Consider the following 24,652-nt stretch of genomic DNA (forward strand, 5'->3'; position numbering starts at 1 on the left):
ACCCGAGAAAAGGACACCTTCTATGTATTACGGCGGAGATTACAACCCTGAGCAGTGGCCAGAGGAAGTCTGGAAGGAAGACGTTCGGCTCATGGGCGAGGCTGGAGTGACGATTGTCAGTCTGGGTATTTTCGCATGGTCACGGATCCAAGAGGACGAAGGGGTGTTTGATTGGGAATGGCTTGATCGCGTCATTAATTTGCTGCACGAGAACGGCATCCAGGTCAACATGGGAACCGCGACGGCGTCGCCGCCGCCATGGGCGACCACCAAGTACCCTGAGATGCTGCCACAGGACGCGGACGGGGCGAAATACGGCCCCGGGAGCCGTCAGCATTATGCTCCTACTTCACCGGTGTACCGGCGACTGGCAGCGGACCTGGTCCGCGAATTGGCGGCCCGCTATGCCCACCACCCAGCCGTAGTGATGTGGCACGTCAACAACGAATACGCCTGCCACCTGAACTACGACTACTCCGATAACGCACGAGATGCCTTCCGGATGTGGTTGAAGCGCAAATACGGCACAATCCATGCCTTGAATGAGGCGTGGGGGACGGCGTTCTGGTCACAGATCTACACCTCGTTCGATCAGGTTCTTCCACCGCGGAAAGCCCCCTACAGCCTCAACCCAGGTGGAGCCCTCGATTTCAAAAGATTTACGTCCGACGCCGTGCTTGAGCTGTACGTCATGGAAAGGGATATCATCCGCGCGGCAGGGGCAACCCAGCCCATCTCCACCAACTTCATGGGAGCCTTTTATGCCCTGGACTATTGGCGATGGGCAGAGGAAATCGACATCATCACCAACGACAATTACCCGGATCCCAACGATCCTCAATCATTCCGATCATCTGCCTTCACCCTGGACCTCATGCGCTCACTAAAACCCGGCGTGCCGTGGCTGATAATGGAGCAGTCGACGGGTGCGCTCAACTGGCGCCCCTCCAATGCGCCTAAAGCTCCCGGTCAGATGGAAGCACTCTCCGCCCAAGCCATCGGCCACGGCGCAGACGGGATCCTATTCTTCCAATGGCGGCAGTCGCGGCGCGGCAGCGAAAAGTTTCATTCCGCGATGCTGCCTCAGGCAGGGACCCAGACGCGGACCTGGCGCGAGGTGACAAAGCTGGGTGGGACGCTCAAGGACTTCCCTCAGATGGCCCCCGAAAGCCACGCCAAGGTAGCCGTCGTCTTCGATTGGGAGAACTGGTGGGCTCTGACGCATTCCGACCATCCCATCCAATTGGATTATTGCCGCTTGGTGCAGCGATGGTATGCAGCGCTGCAGGCGCAGCACGTATCGATCGACATAGTGAAGCCGACGGGTGACTTATCAGCCTATTCTCTTGTCGTTGCCCCGCAGCTCTACCTACTTAGTGACGCCGGCGCCGAGAATCTTTCGTCTTTCGTCCGGGGTGGCGGGCACTTGCTCGTCTCGGCATTCACGGATGTTGTGGACCAGGACGACGCTTTACGGGAAGGAGGTTACCAAGTCGGCCTGCGGGAAGTGCTGGGAGTAACCGTTGAGGACTTTGGTGCCCTTATCGCCCCTTCCAGCGGGGGCGGGCTGTGGTCAGTTGGAGACTCCGTCGCAGGCGGCTCGGGCACCGGCCCTGGACAATCGCATGCCTCGGTTGCTGGGCCATTCGGTAGTATCCGCGGGGAGCACTTCTGTGAGGAAGTGCGTGTCCTTGGCGCAGACATCCTCGGTACATTCACAGATGGCCGTCTGAAGGGAGCCCCAGCACTGACCCAACAGGCATACGGGACCGGTCGGGGAACCTATCTGGCAACCATTCCTGATGATGCCGGAATGCAGCACGTAACCGCTTGGTCCTTGGCGGAAGCGGGGGTGCAGCCCGAGCTGAGCGGAATATCTCCCTGGGTCGAAGTGGCAAGGAGAGGTGACGTACTCACCGTGATAAACCACGGAAGCGAACCCGAGGGTGTCCCTGTAAAAGGACACGATGTTCTTTCCGGTGAGCCCGTAAACGGTGTCGAGCTTGGGCCATTTGACTGGCGCATGGTCCGGGTCACTGAATAAGCGCGAGTCCACCGTTCACCACCTGGTCACACAGTGTGACCTCTGATCCGCATCTCATCGCGGCAGGAATATCGATCTGACTGTTGTGAGGAATGAGAATGACGTTTTTTGAGAAAGCGGACCCGGGAAATGGACAGTTAAAGGAAGACAGCACCGGGGAGCATTTTCCATTGGGGGGTTTGCTTCTGCTTTCCACGGCGATCTTCATCTCGATGTCAACAGAGTTTTTGCCGGGAGGGCTCATCCCGCAAATTGCTGAAACCTTCCAGCGCCCTCCAAGCGATGCAGGCAACCTCATCACGGTTTTCGCGTTGACGGTCATACTGACCGCTGCGCCCTTAGCCGCGGTAACCCGTCGGATCCCCCGTAAAGCATTGGTCCTGGTTTCGTTTGCCGCCATTGGGGCTGCGAACGCAGCGACAGCCCTCTCGACGACATTCGAGATGTTGCTTGCGGCGCGAATACTCGGCGCAGTGGCCCATGGGGCCTTCTGGTCGGTCGTTGCAGCATACCCGGCCTCTCTTGTCCGTTCGTCACAGTTAGGGAAGGCGACCGCTGTGACGGCGGCAGGTGGTTCTGTCGCAGGCGTTCTGGGCATCCCCCTGGGGAACGCGCTTGGGCAGATGTTTGGGTGGCGCGTGTCATTCGCCGCGTTGGTCGGCCTTACGTTATTGGTCTTCCTTCTGATGGTTAGATTCCTTCCGCCCATCACAAGCTTCGTTCCGAGGCAGGAGGCAGATGACGCGGGCAAGCCAACCCCGGACGCCACCTTGCCTGCTGTCCTGATGATCTGCTTCCTGATTCTTTTCGTTGTGGCCGCGCAGAACGCCTTTGGCACCTATGGTGTCGTGTGGTTGCTGGACGTCGTCAAGGTCGCACCGGAGGCCGTTCCCATAGTTCTTTTGGCGGGGGGAATCGCAAGTGCAGGTGGAGTCGCGCTGACCGGTGCCTATTATGGTCGTGCGCCGATTCGACTTTTCGTCGGCGCGTTGGCCCTCATGGTTGGCATCCTGTTCTCTCTTCCTGCGGCTGCCGAGTCGGGGTACCAAGCTGTAGTTTGGATTCTCCTCATCCTCATGGGGGCCGTGTTTGGCGGAATCCCCATCATGCTCCAAACGAGGATGATGTGGACGGCTTCCCCCCGTGCTCGGAGTATTGCTGCCGCGCTTCAGACCACCGCGTTCAACGTCGGCATTGGGAGCGGCGCCTTTATGGGCGGCGTAGTCCTGGAGCGGAGCACTGCGGAGGCATTGCCATTTTTTGCAGCCATACTCATGTTCATGGCATTCCTGACGGCGATGGGCTGGGAGGTTAAACGCCAGCGAAACAGCCGGAGAGGGAAGTTGGTGAGTTAGGCAAGGCGGGAACCCGCAGATAGTTCTCGAATATGCGCCAAGTGGCTGTCACACATTGGACGGCGATGAGGGTGCGGCCTTCACCGTCGCACCTGCCAATAACTTGAACGAGTACACCAGGCGCTATGCCTTTCTCAACCACGCTACTGCAGCCTCGCGCTGTTCCTGGGATAGCTACCTATGTGCGCGCAAAAACTGCTCCCCGGGAGTCGGAACTGACTTCTCAGTCCAACTTCCGGGGAGCAGTTCATGGCTGCGGGGCCCTGCCTCGATGGTGCGGAGTGTCGCTCTTATCCTGCGGCAGTAACGACAACCTTGATTCGGTCCAGGTTTTGGGCCAGCGCGAACTTGGCCGTGGGGTCGCCATGGCGCTCTGAGGAGATGCGAAGCGCGACAAGGTACGTGCCCGCCTTCTCAAAGGCGGCAGTGGTCTGAAGCGTGATGACGTTCCCGGTCCGGGTCAGCGGGGCGTCCGTGTATACGCCGTCGCCGTCGAGGTCCCATTCCGCCTTGATGATTTCACCGGCGCCCGGGGGAACCTGCGCCTTGGCCATGAGCGTGACACCCTGGCCGGCCGCTATTGTGGCGGTCTCCTTGCCTTGGATGGTTATATCGACGGTTGGTTGGATCCCCCGACGGCCGGCAGCGTTGTCGGGCACGATGATCTGAGCGTCTTTGACCTGGTAGTTCGTGGATGCGGGCGGGGTCACACCCTTCTCGGCCCACTCGGAGACGTCCCGGAGCGCCTGCTCTGCCATGCCGTACCAATCAACGAGGTATTTGGCCCGTTCCTCCCCTGGGACGGGAGGGCCCTGATGGTCCGCGTGGTCATTGAAGTAGACGCGGTAGGTGTCGGCCGCGGATTTGCCCAGGCTGGTCTCGACCCGCTGGCGGTACCAGTCGGTGTGCCACGGCAGGGCATCGTTATCGTAGAGGTTGGACACAGCGATCACCTTGCCCTTGATGGAGCCGTTGAAAGCGGTGTTGCCGGAAACGGCGCCGCCGAAGCCCGGGGCCTTCACGGGCCGTTGGGGATAGAGTGGAGTGCCGTCCTGCCCGCGGAACTGGTCGAGCCCGATCCAGCCTTCACTGGCGGCAGGGATCTGGTAGCGGTAGTAGAAGCGATTGGCGATGTTCCAGCGGTTTGCGACCGTATCGCCCGCTTTGGCGAGTTCCGCCCGGACGCGCTCACCCAGTGGGGAGTTCTCCCTGCCGAGGTAACCGTCCGCGCTCCAGAAGTCGTCGGCGTAGGTTGGATCATAAGAAAGCGGGACGCTGGAGTCGAGACCGTTGGGGAACTGGTCAGAGCGGCCAAGCAGGTAGTCAGGGTTCTCCCAACCCTTCCAAGGGATGCCGAGCGCGTGCACCTCCTTCAGCATTGCCTGTTCGGCGGCGTCGAGGCCAGCGTATGGGTCACCGCTCCCGCCAGGCAGCAACGCGGTCCGGATCTGGTCAGCCTTGTCGCCGAGGATGAGTTCGGCGGCGGACCGGCCGAGGAAGTTGTAGGACGTCGGGGTGGGCACTGCCTGCACCATCGGGACGAACCCCTGCCACACGTCGGTGGTGTTCTCGGCCGCGCCAATTGTCTGGAAGGAGCCTCCGCTGGGTCCGTAGAGGTAGCCGGAGATGGGTTTGGCAGTGCCGTAATATTTCGCGGCTACGGATTCGGCGAACTTCGCGGCTGCAGCCGCGGGTCGGTATCCCAGAGATACGAAGTTGTTTCCAGCCTGAACGGCGTAACCGCCGCTGGAGAGGGCGAACCCTATTGCGCGTTCGTCCGCCTGGGAAGTATCAGGCAAGGTAGGGAACACGATGGGGTAGGTGAACTGGAAGAAGCGCCCCTCCCACTGTGCCTTGTTCTCCTGTGCATGGAGGTAGATGGTGAATTGGATGTTCGTCCCCTCGAAATGCCCGCGTACTCGGTGGTGTGGCACCGGCGCCGATTCGTCAGTTTCACTGTCAATGACGGGCGTGGCGTAAGTCTGGTCGAGGCAGTCGGCAGTTACTTGCATGGCGCCTGCGATAGTGGCGCAGGTGGGCGTGGCGGCCAGCGCCGACCCCGGTGTACTTAGCCCGCTAGCGAGCAGCAACATCGCTGCGATGGCGCCGGTCCCTCCGCGGCGGGCGAGGGTGGAGTGAATCGTCATTTGTCTTCCTTCATTGGGGTCTCCAGCGTTGTCGGAGGCGAGACATCGGAGTCAATCAGGCGCGATGGAGAACGTCCTCAATGGAACGTTTCAACGCACCTTGTATGCGGATGCATACCGCTCAACCCCTACATTTCGTAGCGTCACGCTGAGGAGTGTGTATAAACCTTGGCCGGAGGCGTTCCGGCCGGAGAGTGGGGGGGACAAAGGTAAGAAAGGCGTTTTAGGCCTGTCTGAGAGCGTGGGGCGTGCAACAGTCTGTTCCCAGGCGGTGGTGGCTTCCGCCCATCGATATGACCAGCCATTCCATGCGCACGATTGCCTCGGAGCTTCACGTCTGTCACGGCCGCGGCGTCGTAATTTCGAGCCGTTTCAGACGATGGGACTCCACTCCGCAGGGGAGCAGGGTATGGGCTACGAGGAATTTGGGAAAGCACGATCGGGCCCCGCTAAATGCCGAGCCCGATCGCCAGGGTTAATTATTTCTTGTAGACAGCGTCCAACTTTTCAGCAACTTGGCGCGGCGTCGCGTCACCGAGGATCAGCGATTGAATCGTCTGATTGAGTTGCGTCTGGACTTCGGCCTGCACGGTGCCGAGCGGTGCGTAAGAGCCGCTCTTGATAAGTTCAGCGAACGTGGCCAGCTCTTCGGGTGCCTTGTAGGCGTCATTCGGGAGCACAGGCACGGACGCGAAGCCCTTGGCATAAATCGCTGATGGCTCAGCCTCGCCCATGAACTCGAGGAACGCCTGTGCGGCAGTCGGGTTCTTCGCCTTCGCGTTGATGGTATTGACAAAGCCGGGCAGCGCTACGACTTTCGTGTCCGCAGCATTGTTCGTCGCCGGCATGGGCGCTACTTTGAAGCTGTTGCCCGGCGCGGCCTTTTGGACCTGACCGAGCACTGCGCCGACGCTAACAGTGGCAAGCGCGGTGCCCTTTGCTACCTCCTGCACGGCCTGGTCACTCGAACGGCCGAGAGCGCCTTCACCGAAGCAGCCTAGGTCGCCCATCTTCTTGTAGATCTCGAACTGCTTGACCCACACGGAGTCGGTGTACTTTGCTTTCCCGGCGGCCATGTCGGCGTCAAACTTTACCGGGTCGGGTTCAAGTGTCGCGAGCTGAGCGTAAGTCAGCATCTGTGGGCCGGCAGGATCGCCGAGGCCGAGGGCGTAGGCGTAGATGCCCTTGTCCTTAGCGGCGGTGCAGAGCTGATAGGTCTCGTCCACGGTCGTGGGGATCTTCAGGCCGAGCTCGTCGAGTTTAGTTTTGTTGTAGATTCCGGCGAGTGGCTGGAGGGCTCCGGGGTAGGCGTACGTTTTGTCTTGGTAGTTCACTGATGGCTTCCAGGCGTCCGGGACATCCTTCGTCCAGGGCGCTTCGATTGGAGCGATGCGGCCAGTGGAGGAGAGGTGGGCGACAGTGTCGGCGGGGTCCTTTATCGTGCCGCCGGGAAATGATGTGAGGATGTCAGGGGCGGTGCCGCCCTGCAGTTGGGTCATGACGAGTTGGCCGACGTCACCGCCTTGGTAGTCGAATTTTACGTCGACCTTGGGGTACTTCTTTTTGAAGTCTGCAGCGATCTGTTCGTAGGTGTCCTTGAAGTATGACGAGAACAGTCCGGTCAGGGTGCCGCTTGGCTCGCCGCCGTCTGTCTGGTTAGTTGCGCTGGTGCTGCCGGTGCTGCCGGCGCATCCTGCAAGGCTGATTGCCGTGAGGGTAGCGACGGCGGCGGTTACGACGCGGTTGAGGATCTTCATCGATCGTTCTCCTCCTGTGGAGTGGTGCTGTGATTAATGGTGCATTGTTGAGTGGAACTACCCGGTGATGGGCACCGGACATTGTGCTCGGACTGGTTGGGGATCATCCCTTCAGTCCACCTGCGAATCCCTGGATTACGTAACGTTGGAACATCAGGTAGAGCGCCAGGACTGGGACCATCGAGATCAGTAGCGACGCGAAGATGAGCGGCCAGTTCGTGGTGTACTGCCCGACGAACTGGTAGATGGCCATGGGAATGGTCACCTGGCCGCTTCCCGAGAGGTAGATCAGGGGCGTGAAGAAGTCGTTCCACACCCCGACGCTGTTGAGGATGACACAGGTCCCAAGGGCGGGGCGCAACAGAGGGATGACGACGTGCCAAAAGGCCATCAGGGGGCTGCATCCGTCGATCTGCGCAGCCTCCTCATAATCGAGTGGGACGCTGGCTCTCAGGAAGGTCGTAATGAGGAAGACCGTGAATGGCAACTGCACGCCGCTGTAGACGATGATGAGTGCCCACACCGTGCCGAGAAGACCCAGGTCGCGCATCTGGATGTAGAGAGGTATGAGTGCCAGCTGGAACGGCAGCAGTAAGCCCATCATAAAGAAGTAGAAAGTTCCGGTGGAGAGGCGCGAGGTCGACCGGGCCAGCGGGTACGACGCCATTGTACCGATCACGAGCACCACGAGGCACGAGATCGACGTGACGATCAGGCTGGTGATGATTGACCCCGGCAGGGACGAAGTGGTCCAGGCAGTGATGAAGTTGTCGAATGTCGGGCGGGAACTCGGAAAGATTGGTGGTGTTAGATCGTCAGCGGGCCGGAGCGTCAGGTTGATAAGAACGTAGACCGGGAGAAGGAAAATGAGCGTTGACCCGTAGGCGGTGATGTTGGCACCGAAACGGCTCCAAAGGCCTGTTGTTTTCATGAGTTGCGCTCCTGGCGGCGTAGGACCGAGAACTGAATGATAGAGAGGATCGCGATGCCGATCGCGAGGAGAAGGGCGAGAGCGGCCGAACGTCCGTAGTCGGCGTACTGGGAGAAATAGGTGTAAATGAGCGTCGCGATGGTCTGCGTCTGATTGCCGGGTCCGCCGTTGGTAAGCGCAAAGATCTGGTCGAAAATCTTCAGTCCGCCGATGAGTCCGAGCATGAGGTTGATGGTGATCGCGGGGGCGAGCAGCGGACGGACTACGAACCAGAAGCGCGTCCAGTAGCCTGCGCCGTCGATGGCCGCCGCCTCTTCTAGCTCGGCTGGTACGCCTTGGAGTCCGGCTAGGTAGATGATCATGTTGCCACCGATGGATTGCCAGAGAACGGTGACGATGATAATGACCATTGCCGTCGTTGGATTGCCGAGAAAGTCGACCGGCTGCTGACCGAGAGCAGCCAGGACCTGGTTGACTCCACCTACACCGGGTGGGCCGAAGATGTACTTGAACAGGTAGCCAACAACGAGCGAGGAGACGACCATCGGTGCGAAGACGATGGTGCGCAGCATGTTGCGTCCGAACACCCGTCCGTTGAGCAGAAGCGCGAGGGCTAAACCGATGATGTTCTGTGCAACCACGACGACGAAGGCCAACTGGAGCGTACGGAATACCGCCGGGCCCGCGTCTGTGCTGAAAATGCGCGTGAAGTTTTCAAGCCCTGTGAAATTCGGTGCGCCCACTGTCCCGAATGACCAATCAGTGAAAGCGCCTTGAAGACCCTGAAAGGTGGGCACGACAACAACGTAGAGATACACGGCCGCGCCGGGCAGTATCAACCACCAAAGTTCGCGTCCGACAGAACGGACACGACGGCGCTTGCGGGGAGAAATTGATGTTTCCTTAACCGCCGGGGGCACCCCGCTACGCGTGGGAAGTTCAACACCACTGGATGACATGACACTCCTTCGTGCTCAAATGCGATATCGCTTAAGCGCCGAGAGGAGATTTCGGCGTCGATATGCGTTTCGCGTAGAACGTTATACTCGGCAGGTTTCAAAAACAAGTGGAACGTATCAATCAGGTGCCGCAAGCTTCGCCGAGCCTATGAATCCCATTGGCCTGACGGAGCGTGCAGCACTTCGTGCCATATTTGCCGATCGTCAGTTTTCATGTGAACTGGGGGCCCGTCTTGCGATGATTCCCTGCTGACAGCTAAGGCTAGATGAGTTCCGCTAATTGGATTATAGTTCCAACGGATGAAAATAGCGACCCCTTTGGCGATATGTTCGGCCTGGAAACCCCTCCGATCCGCTGCTTTACGGAAGTTACATGGTGAACCGCCGCTCGAACGGGTTTCTCGGGGCCGCTGTCCAATGATGTTGAGAGGAACACCGGGAATTACTAACAGGCAGCTCACCGAGCGTAGAAACTCCGATCTGCTATACGACCTCGGAGGCTCATTCTTCGTCAGCCCTATGACCAGTTCCTCGGAGACGAACTGCTCGAGTCCACGCGGAGAACCTTTCCCTTTGCCGTCCCGCCGCGACTTATACCTTCGTCGCCGGACTCTCGCTAGGCGGCTACGGGAGCACTCGCAAAGGCGCTTCGGTACTGGAACAAGTTCAGTCACATTGGCGTGCCATCACCGGGTCTTCTGCTGGGTGAACCAACTAGTACACCTATTGTTTCTTTCGCCCGGGGAACGAGCAGCGCTGCCATCCCCCTGAAGGGATCACTGCGACGCTTTAGCAAGGAGCAGCGGCACCTTCCGAGGGAAGTAACCCTTTGACGGCTGACCGGCGCCAGGTTGGCAGAGTTCTTGCTCCCATCGCATCCGAAGTGCCAAAAACCAGAGGGTCGGAATGGGACGGTGGCATTTTTGCCAACTGCGTCTATACGAGGGCTGGCCCCGCGCCGATTACGCACGGGAGCCGGCGTCTGCCGTCGACCGCAGCGACGGCCGCAACAGGTCGAAGTGCTGCGAACAAAAGAACTGGCTGGCAGTGTACTGTCCAACGCTGGGGTTGAGCCTTCGTGCGAAGCTGTCAGTCCCTTGGTGGCGGGCGCGTTAGCGACGCTTTCCGAGTGCCACTGTTCGTTCACGCTCAGTGAGCATCCAAATGATTGCCCTCTCATCGGGCGTGGTGTTGGGTTGGTGCAGCGTTAGGGCCAGCCCTCCATCATTCGGCCTGAAAATCATGCCGTGACCACCATCTGCGGACCACAGAGCGTCTTGTTCCTGTGTCCAAGGGCCCTCGATATTCCCCGATGTGGAGTGCGCGATGCCCATTGCGTAACCATGCTCCCCGAAGCTTGACCACAACATCATCAGGTGCCCGTTGTCCAAGCGGAAAAGTGATGGTCCGTCGGTGACATGAGCGGGAAAGTTGAAACTGGGTGAGAGGCCCTGTATGGGCCTTGACCAGTTAGCGTCCGATGCATTGAACAGGAACACCGGTGTGCCCTCCGTGCACCTTAAGTCAGCGCTGAGACGCTGGGCGTACATTGCGCCGTCGTGAATTTGGGTCCATTCGTGACAGTAAACGATCCAAGGCCGCCCATCGTCAAGGAACAAGGTTCCATCAAGGCATTGCCATTTATGTGGGGTAACCGCGCCATCACTCCATGGCCTGAATGGGCCGATAGGATGGTCCGCTTTGAGAACTTGTGTTCCCCGATGGCCGTTCAGGGCGGTGAAGGTGGCGAACATGTACCAGTGGTCCTGGTATTTATGGACCTCAGGTGCCCAGTACATGCCCCAGCTCCAAAAAGTTGAAGGCGGCCGGAATGCTGCAAAGGGACCTTCCCAGTAGATCAGGTCCTTGCTTTGATAGGTGTCAAAGCCCGTGCCGGCGCCGGACCACACGTTCTTGTCCGTGCTTCCGTAGAGGTAGTAGGTGGAGTCTATGCTGTCGCTGAGGATGAATGGGTCTCTTATTTGGATCTCGTCCAAGGTCATTCCCCTGCGTACCGGAACGGAAAGGCGGAGGCCTTCTTGACCTGCCGTGCCGGAACCTCCGGCTACCAACTTTTCAGTGGCAACCTGGAGTAGGTCATCGATAGCTGACTCAGAGATTCTGCCCTTCGTCAGCTGAACAAGCTGAATCAGCGGACGGCCCAGAGCCAGGCCTAGATGGAGGGCTTCGAGGCCATCCTGTGCCAGCAGTTCCACGAACAGTGGGGCGCCGACCGGATGAACGAGCCATTCTCCCATCGTGGTTTGACCGGTCAATGTGGTGTTCGGATGTCTCAATGTCGCTTGTCCTTCGTAGGGGAAGTCGGGAAATTCGGACCCCGAAGATCTAAACTCCGCTTGGCGAATTGATCCGTGGGACGCTCTGATAGGTGAGAGGGGATGGCCGGTGGGGCGTCCTCAAATTCCAGGCGGTGGAAGCCCCCGGAGAGCTTGGTCCCGGCGGCTGTCCCGATGCCGATTGTGGCGGAGGCGCCCCACGGAACCGTGACGTCCAGGTGCCAGGTCCCGGCCTCCCGAGTCCAGCTGATAGCTGCCTGCCCGCGTGGTGTCAGGTGTGAAAGTGCCCCCCTCGATATCCGGGGATCGGCTAACGGTGCGACAGTAAACTCTTCCCACCCTGGCCGGGTGGACCGAATGCCTCCAACTTTTTGCTGTACCCAGGCTGCAGCACTGCCCAGGAAGTAGTGGTTGTGTGACCTTGCTGAGGTGTCCCACGATTCAAGTAGCGTAGTCTCGCCGGCTTCGCGCCAGACTCCCCAGCCTGGCCTTGTGTTTTGAGTGGCAACGCTGACCGCAATGTCATCCCGCCCACCTTTCGAAAGCACGGGAAGCAGGTACTTGGCCCCAACCGCACCGCAGTCCAGATGCCCCGCTGTCCGTTCAAGGATATCGGCGGCGAGTGAGCGAAAAACGGTAGTCCGGTGTTGCTGCGGCACGGCGCCGAAGGCCAGGGGCAGCACGTTCATGGTCTGGCGGTATCCAAAGGCCTTATTGCCGTAAGATCCGAGGTCTTCGTTGAAGAAGGACCGGTGATACGCGGCTCCGACTAGTGAGGATTGTTCGCTGAACCGCGCCGCAATCCGATGCTCGCCAAGCGCCGTCGAAATGTCCGCTGCTGTCGATAGGACCTTCATTAGCATCATTGTGGCAGTTGGCGCCGATCCCTCGGGGGCACGTTCATGGCCTGGGGCGAGCCAGTCTCCGTAACTGGGATGCGACCAAATGCCCTCCTCGGACAGGGCGTACATGGCATCTGCGTACCTGATCACCATCTCGTGGTGTCGTTCCAGCAGCTTGAGGTCGCCGTATTCCCAGTAAAGGTTCCAAGGTATTAGAACAGCCGATGCGCTCCACGCCGGATCCGGGGCCCGTCCCCAGCCCGGAGTGGGAACGATGTTTGACACGACGCCCGCGTCGTCCTGAGCATCGGCGTGGTCATCGAGCCATTTACCGAAAGTCGTTTTCAAGTCGAACTGGTGGATCAGGGCTTCGGCCGTCAGGTGGGCGTCTGCTGTCCAACCATTTTTTTCGTATACAGGAGTGTCCGTCGGGATACCGTGCAGGTTATTCAGGAAGGTTTTAGCTAATGCGCGATCAAGCCAGTTGAGAGTCTCCTCACTGCATTCGAAGGCACCCAGAGTTTGGACATCAGTGTGCATGGGGATCGAAAAGATGTCGTGTACTGTCACTGGTTCAGCAGCTTCGATTGACACGTATCGGTAGCCTTTGTAGCTGAACTTCGGTTCCCAGCAGATACGGTCGGCGGAGGAATCAAAAAGCAGGCGGTCCGTCTGGATTGGGCCGGCCGCGAATAGGTTCTCGCAATACACTGCACCATCATCATCCAGGGTTTCGCCGTACTTCACTCGGACTTCGGTGGCGCCCGGAACACTGAGCGTGCACCGGACTCGGCCAGCTACCATTTCGGCGAAATCGTAAACTCTGGCCGTCCCTGCATAGTGCATAGATGCGGGCGGTTTTGCTGATCCCAGCCTGACAGGAGGGAGGGCTGCTGGGCGCAGGGTGCCGGCTGGAGGATTAACCAGGACAGCGGGTTCCCAAACAGATTTCTCTTTGGCCTGCATCTGCCAAACTTCGCCGGAATAGAGGAGCTCGCTCACAACCTGTCCTATTGAGGCCTCCCAGTGAGGACCAGAGGAAACAACCTGCCGCTGCCCGTCCTGGTCCAGGTACTCCAACTGAGCGATTGCCATTGGTTCTCTAGACCACGGTGCTATGTGCCAGCCCCAGATGCTTGCTCCCCTCGCGGAGAAGAAGCCGCGGCCCAACTCCACCACGAGGGTGTTCTCACCGGCGTTCAGGTCGGCGGTGACGTCATAGGTTCTGTACAAAACGGTTTTCGTAAAGTCTGTTGTTGCGGGTTCAAGTTCATTGCCAAGGGATCTGCCATTAATGCTGAACGCGCCATAACCGACCCCCACGGCATAGAGACGGGCTGAAGTCACCCCGGCAGGGATGGTGAAGCTCGTTCTCAGTACGGGGTTCGGCGCCGGGAGCGTTTCCACAGCCAAGGTACGGACTCCGGGTATTGATACGCCATCCACCGTCGCTTCGCCCCGAACCGGCAGAGGCATCACTCCGTCATCGTCAGGAAGGCTCGCTGCTGTTGTTGCTCTACGCCAGCCAAGCCGTCCTTGCTCGCATGTGATCGACAATGTGTACGTGCCGGGAGGTGCCGGTGTTCTTACTTCCAGGTAGCACATGAACCGCGCCCAGATGTTCCAGCTTCCGTCCAGCTCCCGCTGAGCGACGACGTCACCAGCACTGTTCCTTAGTTGCATGCGGGCAATGACGTCGGAGGGAATATCGCCGTCCAGGTCGACGCTGACTGCTGTGACAGGACCGGTTGCTTGAAATGACTGTTCCAGGATGCTCCCGGCTTCCATCCAGTCGACCGTGTCCGAGTGAATCGATGCAGTGACCCGCGTTTCCCTGGGCGTCCAGCGCGAAACCCACTTCGCCTGCCAGTCCGAATCGTCAAGCAGCGGCGTTTCCCAAAATGCCCACGTGCTCCACGGAGACCAGTGCCCATCCGCGTCGGCAATACGGACCCTCCACTTGTAGCTCGCCCGACTCCGCAGCAGCACATCAACACGCAGTTGCGGCGCTTTTGAAACCACGTTTCCCGAATCCCCGACGATGGCCCCTGTTTTGTCCATGACGACGATTCTGAGTTGCTCTTGACCTGAAGCTGGAGCCCATGAGAGCAGTGGGACTTCCCCAACACCCAAGGGAAAGACGTCCCCGTCCGTTCGGAGGTCATGAGGAGGGGAAAGTGGCATCAACGAAATCTCCGGAATCTTGAGGCGATGTAGAAGGGACGCATCGCCACTACTCTGGCGCGCGATCACTACTAGCATCTAGATCGTTCCATTTATCGAAACGTCATTGCAATAGTTGTTACGTCGAGCCTAGGATTAGTGGACCCGGTTCGTCAACAAGGCATCCGTAAGGTTGTCAGCCGGCCGACGGCACGTCGTCGCCCAAACAGCGTGCAGGTAAAACATTCCACGTGCGGCGCGGTGGTACGCCCCGCCGTTCAGCTCGGGGAGGCGGAAGCGTCGTCCTCCGGGAATAGCTACTGGTAAACGAAGACCTATCCAAGCCAAACCCTTCAAAGAACGACAGAATCGGACGCAGATGCCCCTCTTTGACCTCCCGTTGACCCAGCTCCGCAGCTACACCTCCGATGTGACGATGCCAGAAGACCTGTGCGGATTCTGGGATGCCACGATCGGGGACGCCAGAGCTCATCCCTTGAACGCCCGCTTTGAGCCCGTGGAGAACTACCTCACTGTGATCGATAGCTTTGACGTGACATTCGCCGGATACGGCGGGGAACCCATCAAGGGCTGGCTGCACCTGCCCGCTAACAGGGACTCAGGTTCCAGGCTGCCTGTGGTCGTCCAATATGTCGGCTACTCCGGTGGGCGCGGTCTGGTGAACGAGGAGACAAGGTGGGCCCAGACGGGGTATGCACATTTCATTATGGACACCCGCGGCCAGGGCTTCGGCTTCGCGACTGGTGAAACTGCCGATTCCCACCCGTCCGCCGGCGGGGTCGGTTATGCCGGCTTAATGACCCGGGGCGTCGGGAGCCGCGAAGACTACTACTACCGGCGGGTGTACACGGATGCTTTCCGGGCAGTGGAGGCAGCACAATCCCACCCTGAGGTGGATCCGGCACGAGTCGTCCTTGCCGGCATCAGCCAGGGCGGCGGAATTGCGGTGGCCGTCTCCGGGCTCGTGACCGGCCGGCTCGACGGCGTCGTGGCCGCCTTGCCCGACGTCCCGTTCCTTCAGGACTTTCCGCGCGCCATCGACATCACGCCGCGGGGCCCGTACCCGGAAATCGCCGCCTTCCTGGCCCGGCACCGGGACCGATATGAGCCCGTACTTGAAGTCCTGCGCTATTTCGACGGCGTCAACCTCGGACGTTGGGCAACGGCGCCGACGCTGTACTCGGCAGCCCTAACTGACGACATCTGCCCGCCGTCCACCGTCTTTGCCAGCTTCAACGCCTACGGCTCGGGCACTGCTGATGCGTCCGGTGCCGGCCCGGCAAAGGAGATTGAGGTCTACAGGTTCAACAACCACGAAGGCGGCCAGGAACACCACTGGATCAGGCAGTTGCTATTCCTTCGCAAGCTCTTGGGATAAGTCACCCGCTGTAAGTGCACGCAAAGACAAATCCTGCTATCGACCTGCATTCATCATGTCCGGAATAATTCGGGGAACCCCTCGGCGATCTATTTGTGCGGCCATCTGATAGCGGAGCCACCGCTGTGTCAGCGTTCGAAGTGCAACTTGGGGGGAACCGGCCGAAGCCGAAAAATTTAGGGAGGAGATAAGCGACGCAGGAGCGCCGAAAGAAATTTTTCGGGGGTGGTCGGCGCGTAGCGTCCCTGGTTGCACGGAGGAGCGGGCCAGCGACGATGGACGATCAGATGGCTACAACACCGCTGTCTTCGGTATCTATGGGCCGCCAGGAAAGACGTTCCTTCGTGAACGAGGTTCCATAGGCAAAGGGCAGGCAGAACATATGCGTCTTTATCAGCAGCTGCGATTCCAGATGGAAGTGATTGGGTACAAAGAGAGTAGGCCGAGTTACGCGCTCTGAGGACGGATGGACTTGTCGTGCCCCGACCCGGTCCGAGCTCCTTGAACAGTTGAGTTCAGCAATGGGTAGCTGTCGAACATCCCGCCAGCCTACTGAACACCGGAGAAGGCCGGTGCTGAAACAGTATGTTCCCTGGTTAATAGCGTTCCGTTCTGTCCAGAAAATCGGCCCAGTTCTTCCCGACCTCATAGACCACGAGGAATCCAAAACCCTCACGGCAAGTTCTTCATGAGCTCGCGCTGCCTCGTGTACGTCGAAGATGAGAGCTGGCGAAGTTCTATGTGAACAGACATAACGTCTAGCCGCTGATAGTGAGTGGGTTACGGCATGAAAAGACTGTCGTGGGCCGTGGGTTGACCTAACGAACTCGAATACCCTCCGAACCGACAGCGCCTTTCGTCAATCGACGACGGCCGGTGCCTGGAGACTCTAGCCTGGCAGGGGACGATATATGCCAGCCCTGGTCTCCCTTCTGGAGCTAACTTTCCACGAGAACTTTCACGTCCCATGCGTTGAGCGTGAGGATGTCTCCTGCCTCGTACTTTTTGCTTCCCAACACGTCCTGGGCTGCTGCAGGAAGTACAAACTCCGACTGAGTCCATGACCAGTTGTGTAGGAAGCGCAGCTGCCTTCCGTCCTGCGACCGCGCCCCAGTGACGGTCTGAGAGTTGTTCGCCTTGTGCCACCGGCTCTCCGGCTGGTTTCCCGTCGCCCACCGTGCGATATCCGCCGCCAGTGCCCCGTTGGGTACCGTGCCGACATAAGTGATTCGGCCAGCGGCGTGGATGCGACTTGTGATCGCTGGCCAGCGCGAGAAGTGAGGGTGGTCGTAGCCCACGAGAACGCCGGCGTCGGTTGGCTGGAGTCCGTCAATCCAGCCAGTGGCCGCTGCGCCCAGACTAAGAGGGAACTCCGAACTATCCAGTGCCGTAACAGTCAACGGGGTTCGCAATGTTGAAAACTCGTCGTAGAAAACGCCCGCAGAAGTGTGGAGATTGGCGGGTTTGCGATCGGTCCTGGCGCGCGCTTCGTGGTCTTGGTAGCCAGTGCGGATGCCGATGATGAGGTGGCCGCCCGCCGCCGCGTAGGCGTCGTACCATTCCAGTTCTGTGTCCGTGGTGATGGCGAGCCCTGCTGCGATGAGAACCGGGTGAGCATCGGCGAATTCCGTTGGGTCCATCTCCTTGATCTGGGACTGATGGACCAAACGGAGTTGCAGTCCGGCGTCGAACGCTCCGCGGTAGAACGAATCGAAGATCGACTGGAAGGTTCGCGTGTCCGGGAGGTCGCCCTGTGTGAGTTGCGGTTCGTCCTCGAGCGCCCACTTGGTCTCGTTGGAGTAGACCATGGCGATGTCGGCGTCGGGAGTCAGTTCGGTCACGAGCGCGCCGGCCGTTTCGAAGTCCTTGCCGAGTTGTGCGATTTCTTCGTAGGTTCGGCCTGGTTCCAGGCTGTGGGGCAGGACTCCACCCCAGAAGGTTTCAGTACCGAAGTGAATTGTGTGCCAGTGCCAGTACTCGATCATCGTGGCCCCGCGGGATACCAGTGCCCAGGCGGCCTGGCGCCACTGACCGTCATATGCTGGTTCGTTCTGATGTGCGGGGCCGATTGCCTGTGCATTGGTTTCGGTAACCAGAAACGGTGCCTGTTTCGAGGAGAACATCCGGTCCGCACTGGCATAGAGCGACCAGGTTCCTTCGGTTGTCCATGCCTGCTTCAAGGGTACGACGGCGGGTAGCGCCAGATAGTCCTGCATCCGGTAGTAGGGGTTGCCTGCCGTCACATCCAGATTCTTGGTGAGGGCGTCGTCCTGGACCGTGCGGCGTTCGTAGGCGATGCAGGTTGTGACGAACTGGTCTTCGCGAGCATATTCCCTGACAACGTCTGCCTGCCAACTAATGAAGTCCGTTGTCAGCTGGGCCTGGAAGCGGCGCCAAGCCAAGGAGTACTGTGGCTGTGCGTTGCCGTAAGGGGCCCAGAGGTCCGCCCAGGTGGAGAGCCGGTGGGACCAATAGGTTAGGCCCCATTCTGCGTTGAGTTTCTCTACGGTGCCGTAGCTGTGACGGAGGTGGTCTACGAATTTCTGGAACACTCCGTGGTTGTGGAAGATCTCGTTGCCGGGTTCGTTATCGACCTGGAAGCCGATAACTGCAGGGTGGCTGGCGTAGCGTTCCATGATTTTGCGGATAATCCGCTCGGAGTGAAACAGGAACGCCGGATGCGTGTAGTCGATTTCCTGCCGAGCACCCCAACCCATTGGCTGGCCGGTGGCCCGCCGCCCATTGATCTCCGGGTAGGCACGTTGCAGCCAAGGCGGGGCAGCATAGGTGGGTGTTCCTATGACGACGGCGATGCCCCTGGCATGGGCTGCGTCCAGGACGGGCTGCAGCCAGTCGAGGTCGAAGACGCCATTTTCAGGTTCCCAGGTGGACCAGACAGATTCGCCTACGCGAATCACGGTGAATTTTGCCTGCTGCATGAGGTCCATGTCGGCTTCCAGCCGGGGTGTGGGCTGGTACTCGTGATAGTAGGCGGCGCCGAAGAGGATTCGATCGGACAGGTGAGACATTTATTGCCTTTCGCAGGTGCTGATAGATCGCACCACGTCCCTTGCTGGCTTCAGCTGGCAGGCAGGGGATTAGTGGCAGATCTGGAATCGAGCGTTACCGTCGCATCCGCATAACCATTTGCTGTAGCCGTAATGGTCACGGGCCCGGGCTTGTCACCTGCACGGACGATGGCGAGGGCGCGGCCCCGATAAGTGCGGGACGTATTCCCGAGGTAGTCATCTGGGGCGGCAGGGTTGGCCGAACCAATTCCTTGAAGTACAGCCGGTCCTTGAACTGACACGGTGACTTCTGCCTCGGTGATCGGATTGAGGTGATTTTCTTCGTCCACGAGCCCAATCTCAAGATGCAGGAGATCTTCGCAATTTGCGGTTATCGACTCACGATCAACTGAAAGCCTCAATCTGGTTGGCGTGTTGGCCGATCGAAGCTGCCGTCGGCCGACTTCGGCACCGTTGCGATACGAAACGACTTCCAGAACGCCAGGCTCGTAGGGAATTGTCACTTGAGCAAGGTAGTCGCGGCTCCCGCCGACCTTTTCGGTGGCGACAACTGCACCGTTGAGGAGAAATTGCACTTCATCGCCCGAGGCGTAGGCCTCCACATGCATAGGCGTGCCGGCGTCGAGGTTCCATGTCCAGGATGGGGCAACATCTGACCAGGTCCAAGCTTTGGGCTCGATCACGTATCCGTCTTCGCGAGGGTTGGGCACAGCAATGTATGGGACGTCGGTGAGCCCAAAGACGATTTCGCGGTAGTACGAGATGGGTTTGCGCCACCCGATAAGGTCAATGTCGCCGCATACTGCGGCGATCCACGGATAGGGGGCGTGGTGTTCCTGCGCATCTTCGGGGTAGACGTGTCTTCCGGTGCCTACCTCGCCGAGGAAGTCCCATCCGGTCCAGGTAAAGTCACCGAGCACGTTGTTTCTCTCGAGGATCATTTTCCACAAGCGGTCGATGTGGGTGGGGAATGATTCCGAGTTGAAGTAGATGCGGTTCGGGTATTGGTCTTGGTCGACTTCGTACCGCGCGTCTCCGTAGTTCAGGCCGACGACATCGAGGAGGGATGCCGGCTCAAGGAGGCGCTCTCCTAGAAGTTCCGAGGCCATGACTCGATTCATGAGGTGGGTTACTTGCCCCAGGTAGTCATTCAGTCCGTGAATTGTTGCGCTGTCCTGGTTCGCTTCCGCTCGGAGTTCGGGGATCTTGTCTCGGGCCATGTACATGCCTTGGAGGGCGTGGGTCACGATCCGGGTTGGGTCTTGTTCACGGGTACGCTCGGCCAGCAACCGCCCCCACCGGGCGCCGTGGGGCGTTCCGGCTTCGATTATTTCGTTCCCGATGGAGTACATGATGACGCTGGGATGATTGAAGTCCTTCGCTACCATTGCGTCCCTTAGCAAGCATTGCGTCTTGGGGGAGGTCGACGAGGTTCTCCCTTGGCGGTGCGACCCGGATCGCCTCGTGGACTGAAACAAGCGGGCCGAAGTGCCAGCCTCGGTTGAACGGGATCCGTTGCATCTTAAGTTCCTTCATTCTTGGATTGCTACCTTCGCGGTGACGCCCCTACTTCACTCCACCTGCAGTCAGGTCAGAGCGCCAGTAGCGTTGAAGGACGGAGAATGCGATGAGCAACGGGACGACCGTCAGAAGGGATCCCGTGATCGTCATGTTGTAGGGAATGCCCTGGCTCAAACGCTCGCGCCAGTTGACCAGACCCACTGAAAGTGGCTGAAGAGTGTCATTGTTCAGCATCAGCACGGGCAGGAGGTAGTTGCCCCAGATAGCGACGAACTGGAACAGGAACACCGTGACAAGAGCGGGGGCCATGATAGGAAACCCGATACGCCAGAAAATGCGTGGTTCACTCGCACCATCGATGCGGGCTGCTTCCAGAAGCTCGTTGGGGATGGCTTGCGTTGCGTAAGTGGACGCCAGGAACACCCCGAAGGGGCTCACGAGACTTGGAAGGAGCACCGACCAGTAAGTGTTGACCAGACTTATCTCGCTAAACATCAGGTAGAGGGGGAGTGCGAAGAGGACCCCTGGTACGAGCACCGCCGCCAGGATGGCGTTGGAGACCAGCTTCCGGCCGGGAAACTCGTATTTGCCCAAGGCGTAGCCAGCCATGGCGGCCAACATGGTGCTGATGGCGGCGCCGCCGACGCAATAAATGACGGTGTTTCCGGCCCACACGGCGAAGATGCCGTCTTGCTGTTGGAAGACATCTGTGATGTTCCCCCACAGACTGAAATCGGAGAACCACATGGGATTGGTGGTGAAGAGATCCTCGCTGCTTTTTGTTGCAGTGACGACGAGCCACCAGATAGGTACCAGGCTGTAGAGTGCGAACACTCCCATCACGATGAAGGAGAGCGCGCGGGCCGAGAACGGGACGCGCTGTTGCCGCCACGGCATGCGGCTGGGCTTTCGGGATTGCGCCGCGAGCGGGACTGAATTTGGGGTGCGCGGGGGAGCGGTAGTCATGAGTCAGCACCCTTTCGCTGGGTGAACTTGAGGAACCCGAACGACAGAACCAAGGCGACGAGGGCCAGGATTACGGATTCCGCGGCAGCCAGGTTGTAGTTGTTGGCGGCGGATTGTTCCCGGGCAGCCATGATCGGGGTGAACGTCGAGGAGATTCCCGGCGCCACTTTGGCAAGGATTGCTGGGTCGTTATACAGCTGAACGGTTCCGATAATCGAAAACACGGCGGTGAGAATGATTGATGGCCGGACCGCGGGGATTTTGATGTGCCAGGAAGTGGCCCACCATCCGGCGCCATCGAGGCTAGCCGCTTCGGTCAGTTCCCCAGGTACCGCCTGGAGGGCCGAGTAGATGACCAGCATATTGAAGCCTGTGAAGCCCCATGTCATCATGTTCCCGATTGAGAAGAAGACGGTGCTGTCAGTAAGGAAGTTGACGTGTATGCCGATGGCGCTTAGCCATGCACTGAAAGGCCCGATTTGAGGCTGGTAAAGGAAGGACCACATGATCGCTGCGATGACGCCGGGGAAGGCGTAGGGCAGGAAGAAGATCAGACGGAAGCTGCGTTTGAAGGGTGAGAAGGCAGAATCTAAAAGGAGAGCCAGGACAAGGGCGATGCCTAGCATGAGCGGGACCTGCACGATCCCTATCAAGAATACTCGTCCGAAGGAGGCCATGAAGTCGCTGTTCTGCATTGCCACGAGGTAGTTCTCGAAGCCTGAAAAGATGCTCTTAGATTCACCAAAACCAAGGCCAGTGCGTTCCGTTTTGAAGAAACTTTGATATATCGCGTAGAAGATGGGCGCCACCTTCATGGATAGAAACATGATCATGAACGGAGCCAGGAAGAGCAGTGCAGCACGCCGGGTCTTCCGGCTAAGGCGCGATTTCCTGGGTTTGATGGTGGTATTTCCTGGTTGCACTGATTGCTGTGCAGACAGAGTGGGTGCCGTCATAGCTAATCCTTCTATTGAGTAGGCGGCGCCCAAATGGTTCCTGGCTGGGCGCCGCCTGCCTGCGGAGTTACTCCTTGACGCTCAGACCTTGGCTTTTCAAGTCAGCGATCGTGGATTCCTGGATGGTGTCGAGCAGCTGTGGGATGGTTCCCTGTCCCGATGCGGCAACCTTCAGCCCGTCATTCATCTTCGGCGAAAGGCTCGTCATATTCGGACCGAACACCCACTTATCTGGCGTGTTTTTCGCGGCTGTGGTGAAGATATCTGCGGTCTTGTCGGCGTTTGCGAAGAAGTCTGACCCTGCTGTGAGTGCGGGCAGTTTCTGGCCGCTAACAGCGGCCGGGTAGATGCCGGTCTCCTTGATCATGCTCGTCAGACTGTCCGTGTTGGTGGTTAGCCACACCGCAGCTTCAGCTGCCTCTTTCGGGTTCTTGCACCCCTTCAAGACTGTGTAGGCCGAGCCGCCGCGGTTACCGGAGGCGTGTTCGCCTTTCTTCCACTGGGGCAGTTCAGCAACCGCCATTTTTCCTTTGAGTCCTGGTGCGTTCTTCGCGATTAGCGCGCCGCTCCATACAGCGCCGACGTAGGAAACTATCCGCCCACTCTGGAGGCTGGTGTACCAGGCAGTATCAAATGCCGGCTCGGGAACGACAAGCTTCTTATCCGCCAGGCCCTGCCAGTAGTTTGCAACCTTTTTCGTGGGTTCATCGTTGATCGACACCTTCCAGGCATCACCTTCGGTACCGAACCAATTTCCTCCGGCCTGCCAGGCAAGCGCACCGATGTCGTCGGTGCGTAGGGGGTAGGGGGCCATGTACGCGTCGGGGCTCTTCGCTTTCACCGTTTCGGCGGCAGTTTGGAATTCGTCCCAGGTTGTGGGCGGAGTGATACCGAACTGTTGGAAGAGGTCCGCACGGTAAAAGAGGGCCATGGGGCCAAGATCCACGGGAATGCCGTAGACGCTTCCGCCAAGGCTGGAAAGCTGCCATCCTGCCGGCGAGTACCGGTCCTTGCTGTCCTTTGCGTACTCGGTTATGTCCTCAAGCGAACCTGATGCCGCGAAACTCGGAACCGTGTTGTAGCTGATTGAGGCAAGACACGGAGCGTTGCCCGCCTTTACAGCGTTCAGCATCTTCGCGTAGCCTCCGGCCGAGCCTTCGGAAATTTGGGTGTACTTTATCTGGACATCTTTATGTGCAGCATTGAAGATATCGGCTGACTTCTCGAGACCAACCGCAGCCCCCCAGAACTCGATAGTCACTGGTTCGCCGGCAGGGCGGCTATCAGTTGAGCTGGTACCTGAACATCCAGTGAGGGCAGTCGCACTCAGAATAGCAACGGCCGTTGCCGCGCTCTTAAACCAACGTGTTGCCATGAAAACTCCTACTGTCTATTCCCGCTATGGGATTGTGAGTTCGTGCATTGGTGTGGCCTGCCCAGGACTCGTATCCGGAGTCCTCCTGATCGGGCATTCGTCGTGATCGCGCGTTTCATCCAGGCGTTCAAGTCATCGGAATACCAACGACCAGAAGTGGCCGGCGCTGGAACCCTATGAGGAGCTAGATCTCATTGATGGTCCTCGTGTGAGATGAATCTCGTAATTGGGAAAGCTATCTCATGAGACAACTCTTTGTCAATTTGCCTTCATGTCGCGTTCATCCGTGGAGCGAAATGCTGAGGGGTGGTGCTTCCGCCCGCGAAACAAATAACCCAAATCCGCTTGGCTTTCATGGAATACACTTTTCGAGGGAATCGAACCCCCTGCCGGACCCATTTACAAAGTTGTATTAATTAGTAAGAAACTCTTAGTTTGTACGAACTTTCGATCTGATATGTAGCAGGGATCAGGATGACGACATGAACTCCACCAGAGCCCTCGTTGACCACGGCCCTGCCGGCTCGGAGTCCGCCAACGCATAATCTTGGCCTCATGGCGCGCGGCATCCTTGGGTGTGGTGACACCAGCCGGCCCATTGCGCTGTCCTACGGGAAAGCCCGATGCCGGGACCACAGATCCGTCATCGAGGGCGGTGAAGGCTGTGCATAACGGCCGGCGCGCTACGCAAACCTCAGGGGAGCTCCCGAACTCCGCTGCTCCCTGGCGGAAAGACTGACAATCTTGCCCTTCCGGTGCCGACTTACTCCTTGTATGCCGACCATCTGCCCATGGTCAGTGCGGAGGCAATTGGGATTGCGAACCGTGCCGACGGAACCTTGGATCTTGAGCGGTTGGCTCGCGAAGCCGGTGACTCCCGAATGACTATTCTGTGCAATCCGGGGAACTCA

Annotated in this window: 14 protein-coding genes; 3 read left to right on the forward strand and 11 right to left on the reverse strand. The window is 58.9% G+C overall.

What is annotated here, in order from left to right; all coding sequences use genetic code 11:
* Nucleotides 1–22: 22 nt before the first annotated feature.
* Nucleotides 23–2,044, forward strand: a complete 2,022-nt coding sequence (locus MU551_RS16255; protein ID WP_247046322.1) for a beta-galactosidase — start codon at nt 23–25, stop codon at nt 2,042–2,044.
* A 98-nt stretch (nt 2,045–2,142) separates the two neighbouring features.
* Complete coding sequence (locus tag MU551_RS16260) at nt 2,143–3,399, forward strand: MFS transporter (protein WP_247046323.1); 1,257 nt, start codon at nt 2,143–2,145, stop codon at nt 3,397–3,399.
* Nucleotides 3,400–3,689: 290 nt separating this feature from the next.
* On the opposite strand, the gene MU551_RS16265 is transcribed toward MU551_RS16260, so the two are convergent.
* The 6 genes from MU551_RS16265 to MU551_RS16290 form a co-directional block, all read right to left on the reverse strand.
* The gene (locus tag MU551_RS16265) at nt 3,690–5,546 is read right to left on the reverse strand and encodes a hypothetical protein (RefSeq protein ID WP_247046324.1); all 1,857 of its coding nucleotides are present in this window, start codon (nt 5,544–5,546) and stop codon (nt 3,690–3,692) included.
* 479 nt (nt 5,547–6,025) lie between these two features.
* On the reverse strand, nt 6,026–7,303 hold the full coding sequence (locus tag MU551_RS16270; protein WP_247046325.1) for an ABC transporter substrate-binding protein: 1,278 nt from the start codon (nt 7,301–7,303) through the stop codon (nt 6,026–6,028).
* A gap of 103 nt (nt 7,304–7,406) precedes the next feature.
* A complete protein-coding gene (locus MU551_RS16275) occupies nt 7,407–8,234 on the reverse strand; it encodes a carbohydrate ABC transporter permease (RefSeq protein WP_247046326.1) in 828 nt (275 codons plus the stop codon).
* A complete protein-coding gene (locus MU551_RS16280) occupies nt 8,231–9,193 on the reverse strand; it encodes a carbohydrate ABC transporter permease (RefSeq protein ID WP_247046327.1) in 963 nt (320 codons plus the stop codon). The genes MU551_RS16275 and MU551_RS16280 overlap by 4 nt, the downstream gene beginning before the upstream one ends.
* Before the next feature lie 1,112 nt (nt 9,194–10,305).
* A complete protein-coding gene (locus tag MU551_RS16285) occupies nt 10,306–11,490 on the reverse strand; it encodes a glycoside hydrolase family 43 protein (RefSeq protein WP_247046329.1) in 1,185 nt (394 codons plus the stop codon).
* Complete coding sequence (locus tag MU551_RS16290; RefSeq protein WP_443629603.1) at nt 11,487–14,594, reverse strand: family 78 glycoside hydrolase catalytic domain; 3,108 nt, start codon at nt 14,592–14,594, stop codon at nt 11,487–11,489. The genes MU551_RS16285 and MU551_RS16290 overlap by 4 nt, the downstream gene beginning before the upstream one ends.
* A gap of 280 nt (nt 14,595–14,874) precedes the next feature.
* Between MU551_RS16290 and MU551_RS16295 the strand changes: the two genes are divergently transcribed.
* Nucleotides 14,875–15,894, forward strand: coding sequence for an acetylxylan esterase (locus MU551_RS16295; protein ID WP_247046333.1), 1,020 nt, complete (start codon nt 14,875–14,877; stop codon nt 15,892–15,894).
* 938 nt (nt 15,895–16,832) lie between these two features.
* On the opposite strand, the gene MU551_RS16300 is transcribed toward MU551_RS16295, so the two are convergent.
* From MU551_RS16300 to MU551_RS16320, 5 genes are all read right to left on the reverse strand, one after another.
* On the reverse strand, nt 16,833–18,923 hold the full coding sequence (locus MU551_RS16300; protein ID WP_247046334.1) for a beta-galactosidase: 2,091 nt from the start codon (nt 18,921–18,923) through the stop codon (nt 16,833–16,835).
* A 50-nt stretch (nt 18,924–18,973) separates the two neighbouring features.
* Nucleotides 18,974–20,311 (reverse strand): DUF4982 domain-containing protein, encoded by a 1,338-nt coding sequence (locus tag MU551_RS16305; protein ID WP_247046335.1) that lies wholly within the window; start codon nt 20,309–20,311, stop codon nt 18,974–18,976.
* Nucleotides 20,312–20,489: 178 nt separating this feature from the next.
* Nucleotides 20,490–21,410 (reverse strand): carbohydrate ABC transporter permease, encoded by a 921-nt coding sequence (locus MU551_RS16310; RefSeq protein ID WP_247046336.1) that lies wholly within the window; start codon nt 21,408–21,410, stop codon nt 20,490–20,492.
* Entirely contained in the window at nt 21,407–22,366 is a 960-nt protein-coding gene (locus MU551_RS16315; RefSeq protein ID WP_247046337.1) for a carbohydrate ABC transporter permease, read from the reverse strand. Before MU551_RS16315 ends, MU551_RS16310 begins: the two co-directional genes overlap by 4 nt.
* 67 nt (nt 22,367–22,433) lie before the next feature.
* Complete coding sequence (locus MU551_RS16320) at nt 22,434–23,741, reverse strand: ABC transporter substrate-binding protein (protein WP_247046338.1); 1,308 nt, start codon at nt 23,739–23,741, stop codon at nt 22,434–22,436.
* Between the last annotated feature and the right edge of the window lie 911 nt (nt 23,742–24,652).

This window comes from Arthrobacter rhizosphaerae, assembly GCF_023062595.1.
Lineage (GTDB): Bacteria > Actinomycetota > Actinomycetes > Actinomycetales > Micrococcaceae > Arthrobacter > Arthrobacter rhizosphaerae.

Bases quoted from the DNA above. Each gene is read 5' to 3' on its own strand.
- MU551_RS16255 (WP_247046322.1), top strand. From the start codon at position 23: ATGTATTACGGCGGAGATTACAACCCTGAGCAGTGGCCAGAGGAAGTC.
- MU551_RS16275 (WP_247046326.1), bottom strand. From the start codon at position 8,234: ATGAAAACAACAGGCCTTTGGAGCCGTTTCGGTGCCAACATCACCGCC.
- MU551_RS16290 (WP_443629603.1), bottom strand. From the start codon at position 14,594: ATGCTAGTAGTGATCGCGCGCCAGAGTAGTGGCGATGCGTCCCTTCTA.
- MU551_RS16280 (WP_247046327.1), bottom strand. From the start codon at position 9,193: ATGTCATCCAGTGGTGTTGAACTTCCCACGCGTAGCGGGGTGCCCCCG.
- MU551_RS16310 (WP_247046336.1), bottom strand. From the start codon at position 21,410: ATGACTACCGCTCCCCCGCGCACCCCAAATTCAGTCCCGCTCGCGGCG.
- MU551_RS16305 (WP_247046335.1), bottom strand. From the start codon at position 20,311: ATGGTAGCGAAGGACTTCAATCATCCCAGCGTCATCATGTACTCCATC.
- MU551_RS16320 (WP_247046338.1), bottom strand. From the start codon at position 23,741: ATGGCAACACGTTGGTTTAAGAGCGCGGCAACGGCCGTTGCTATTCTG.
- MU551_RS16260 (WP_247046323.1), top strand. From the start codon at position 2,143: ATGACGTTTTTTGAGAAAGCGGACCCGGGAAATGGACAGTTAAAGGAA.
- MU551_RS16270 (WP_247046325.1), bottom strand. From the start codon at position 7,303: ATGAAGATCCTCAACCGCGTCGTAACCGCCGCCGTCGCTACCCTCACG.
- MU551_RS16300 (WP_247046334.1), bottom strand. From the start codon at position 18,923: ATGTCTCACCTGTCCGATCGAATCCTCTTCGGCGCCGCCTACTATCAC.
- MU551_RS16315 (WP_247046337.1), bottom strand. From the start codon at position 22,366: ATGACGGCACCCACTCTGTCTGCACAGCAATCAGTGCAACCAGGAAAT.
- MU551_RS16265 (WP_247046324.1), bottom strand. From the start codon at position 5,546: ATGACGATTCACTCCACCCTCGCCCGCCGCGGAGGGACCGGCGCCATC.
- MU551_RS16295 (WP_247046333.1), top strand. From the start codon at position 14,875: ATGCCCCTCTTTGACCTCCCGTTGACCCAGCTCCGCAGCTACACCTCC.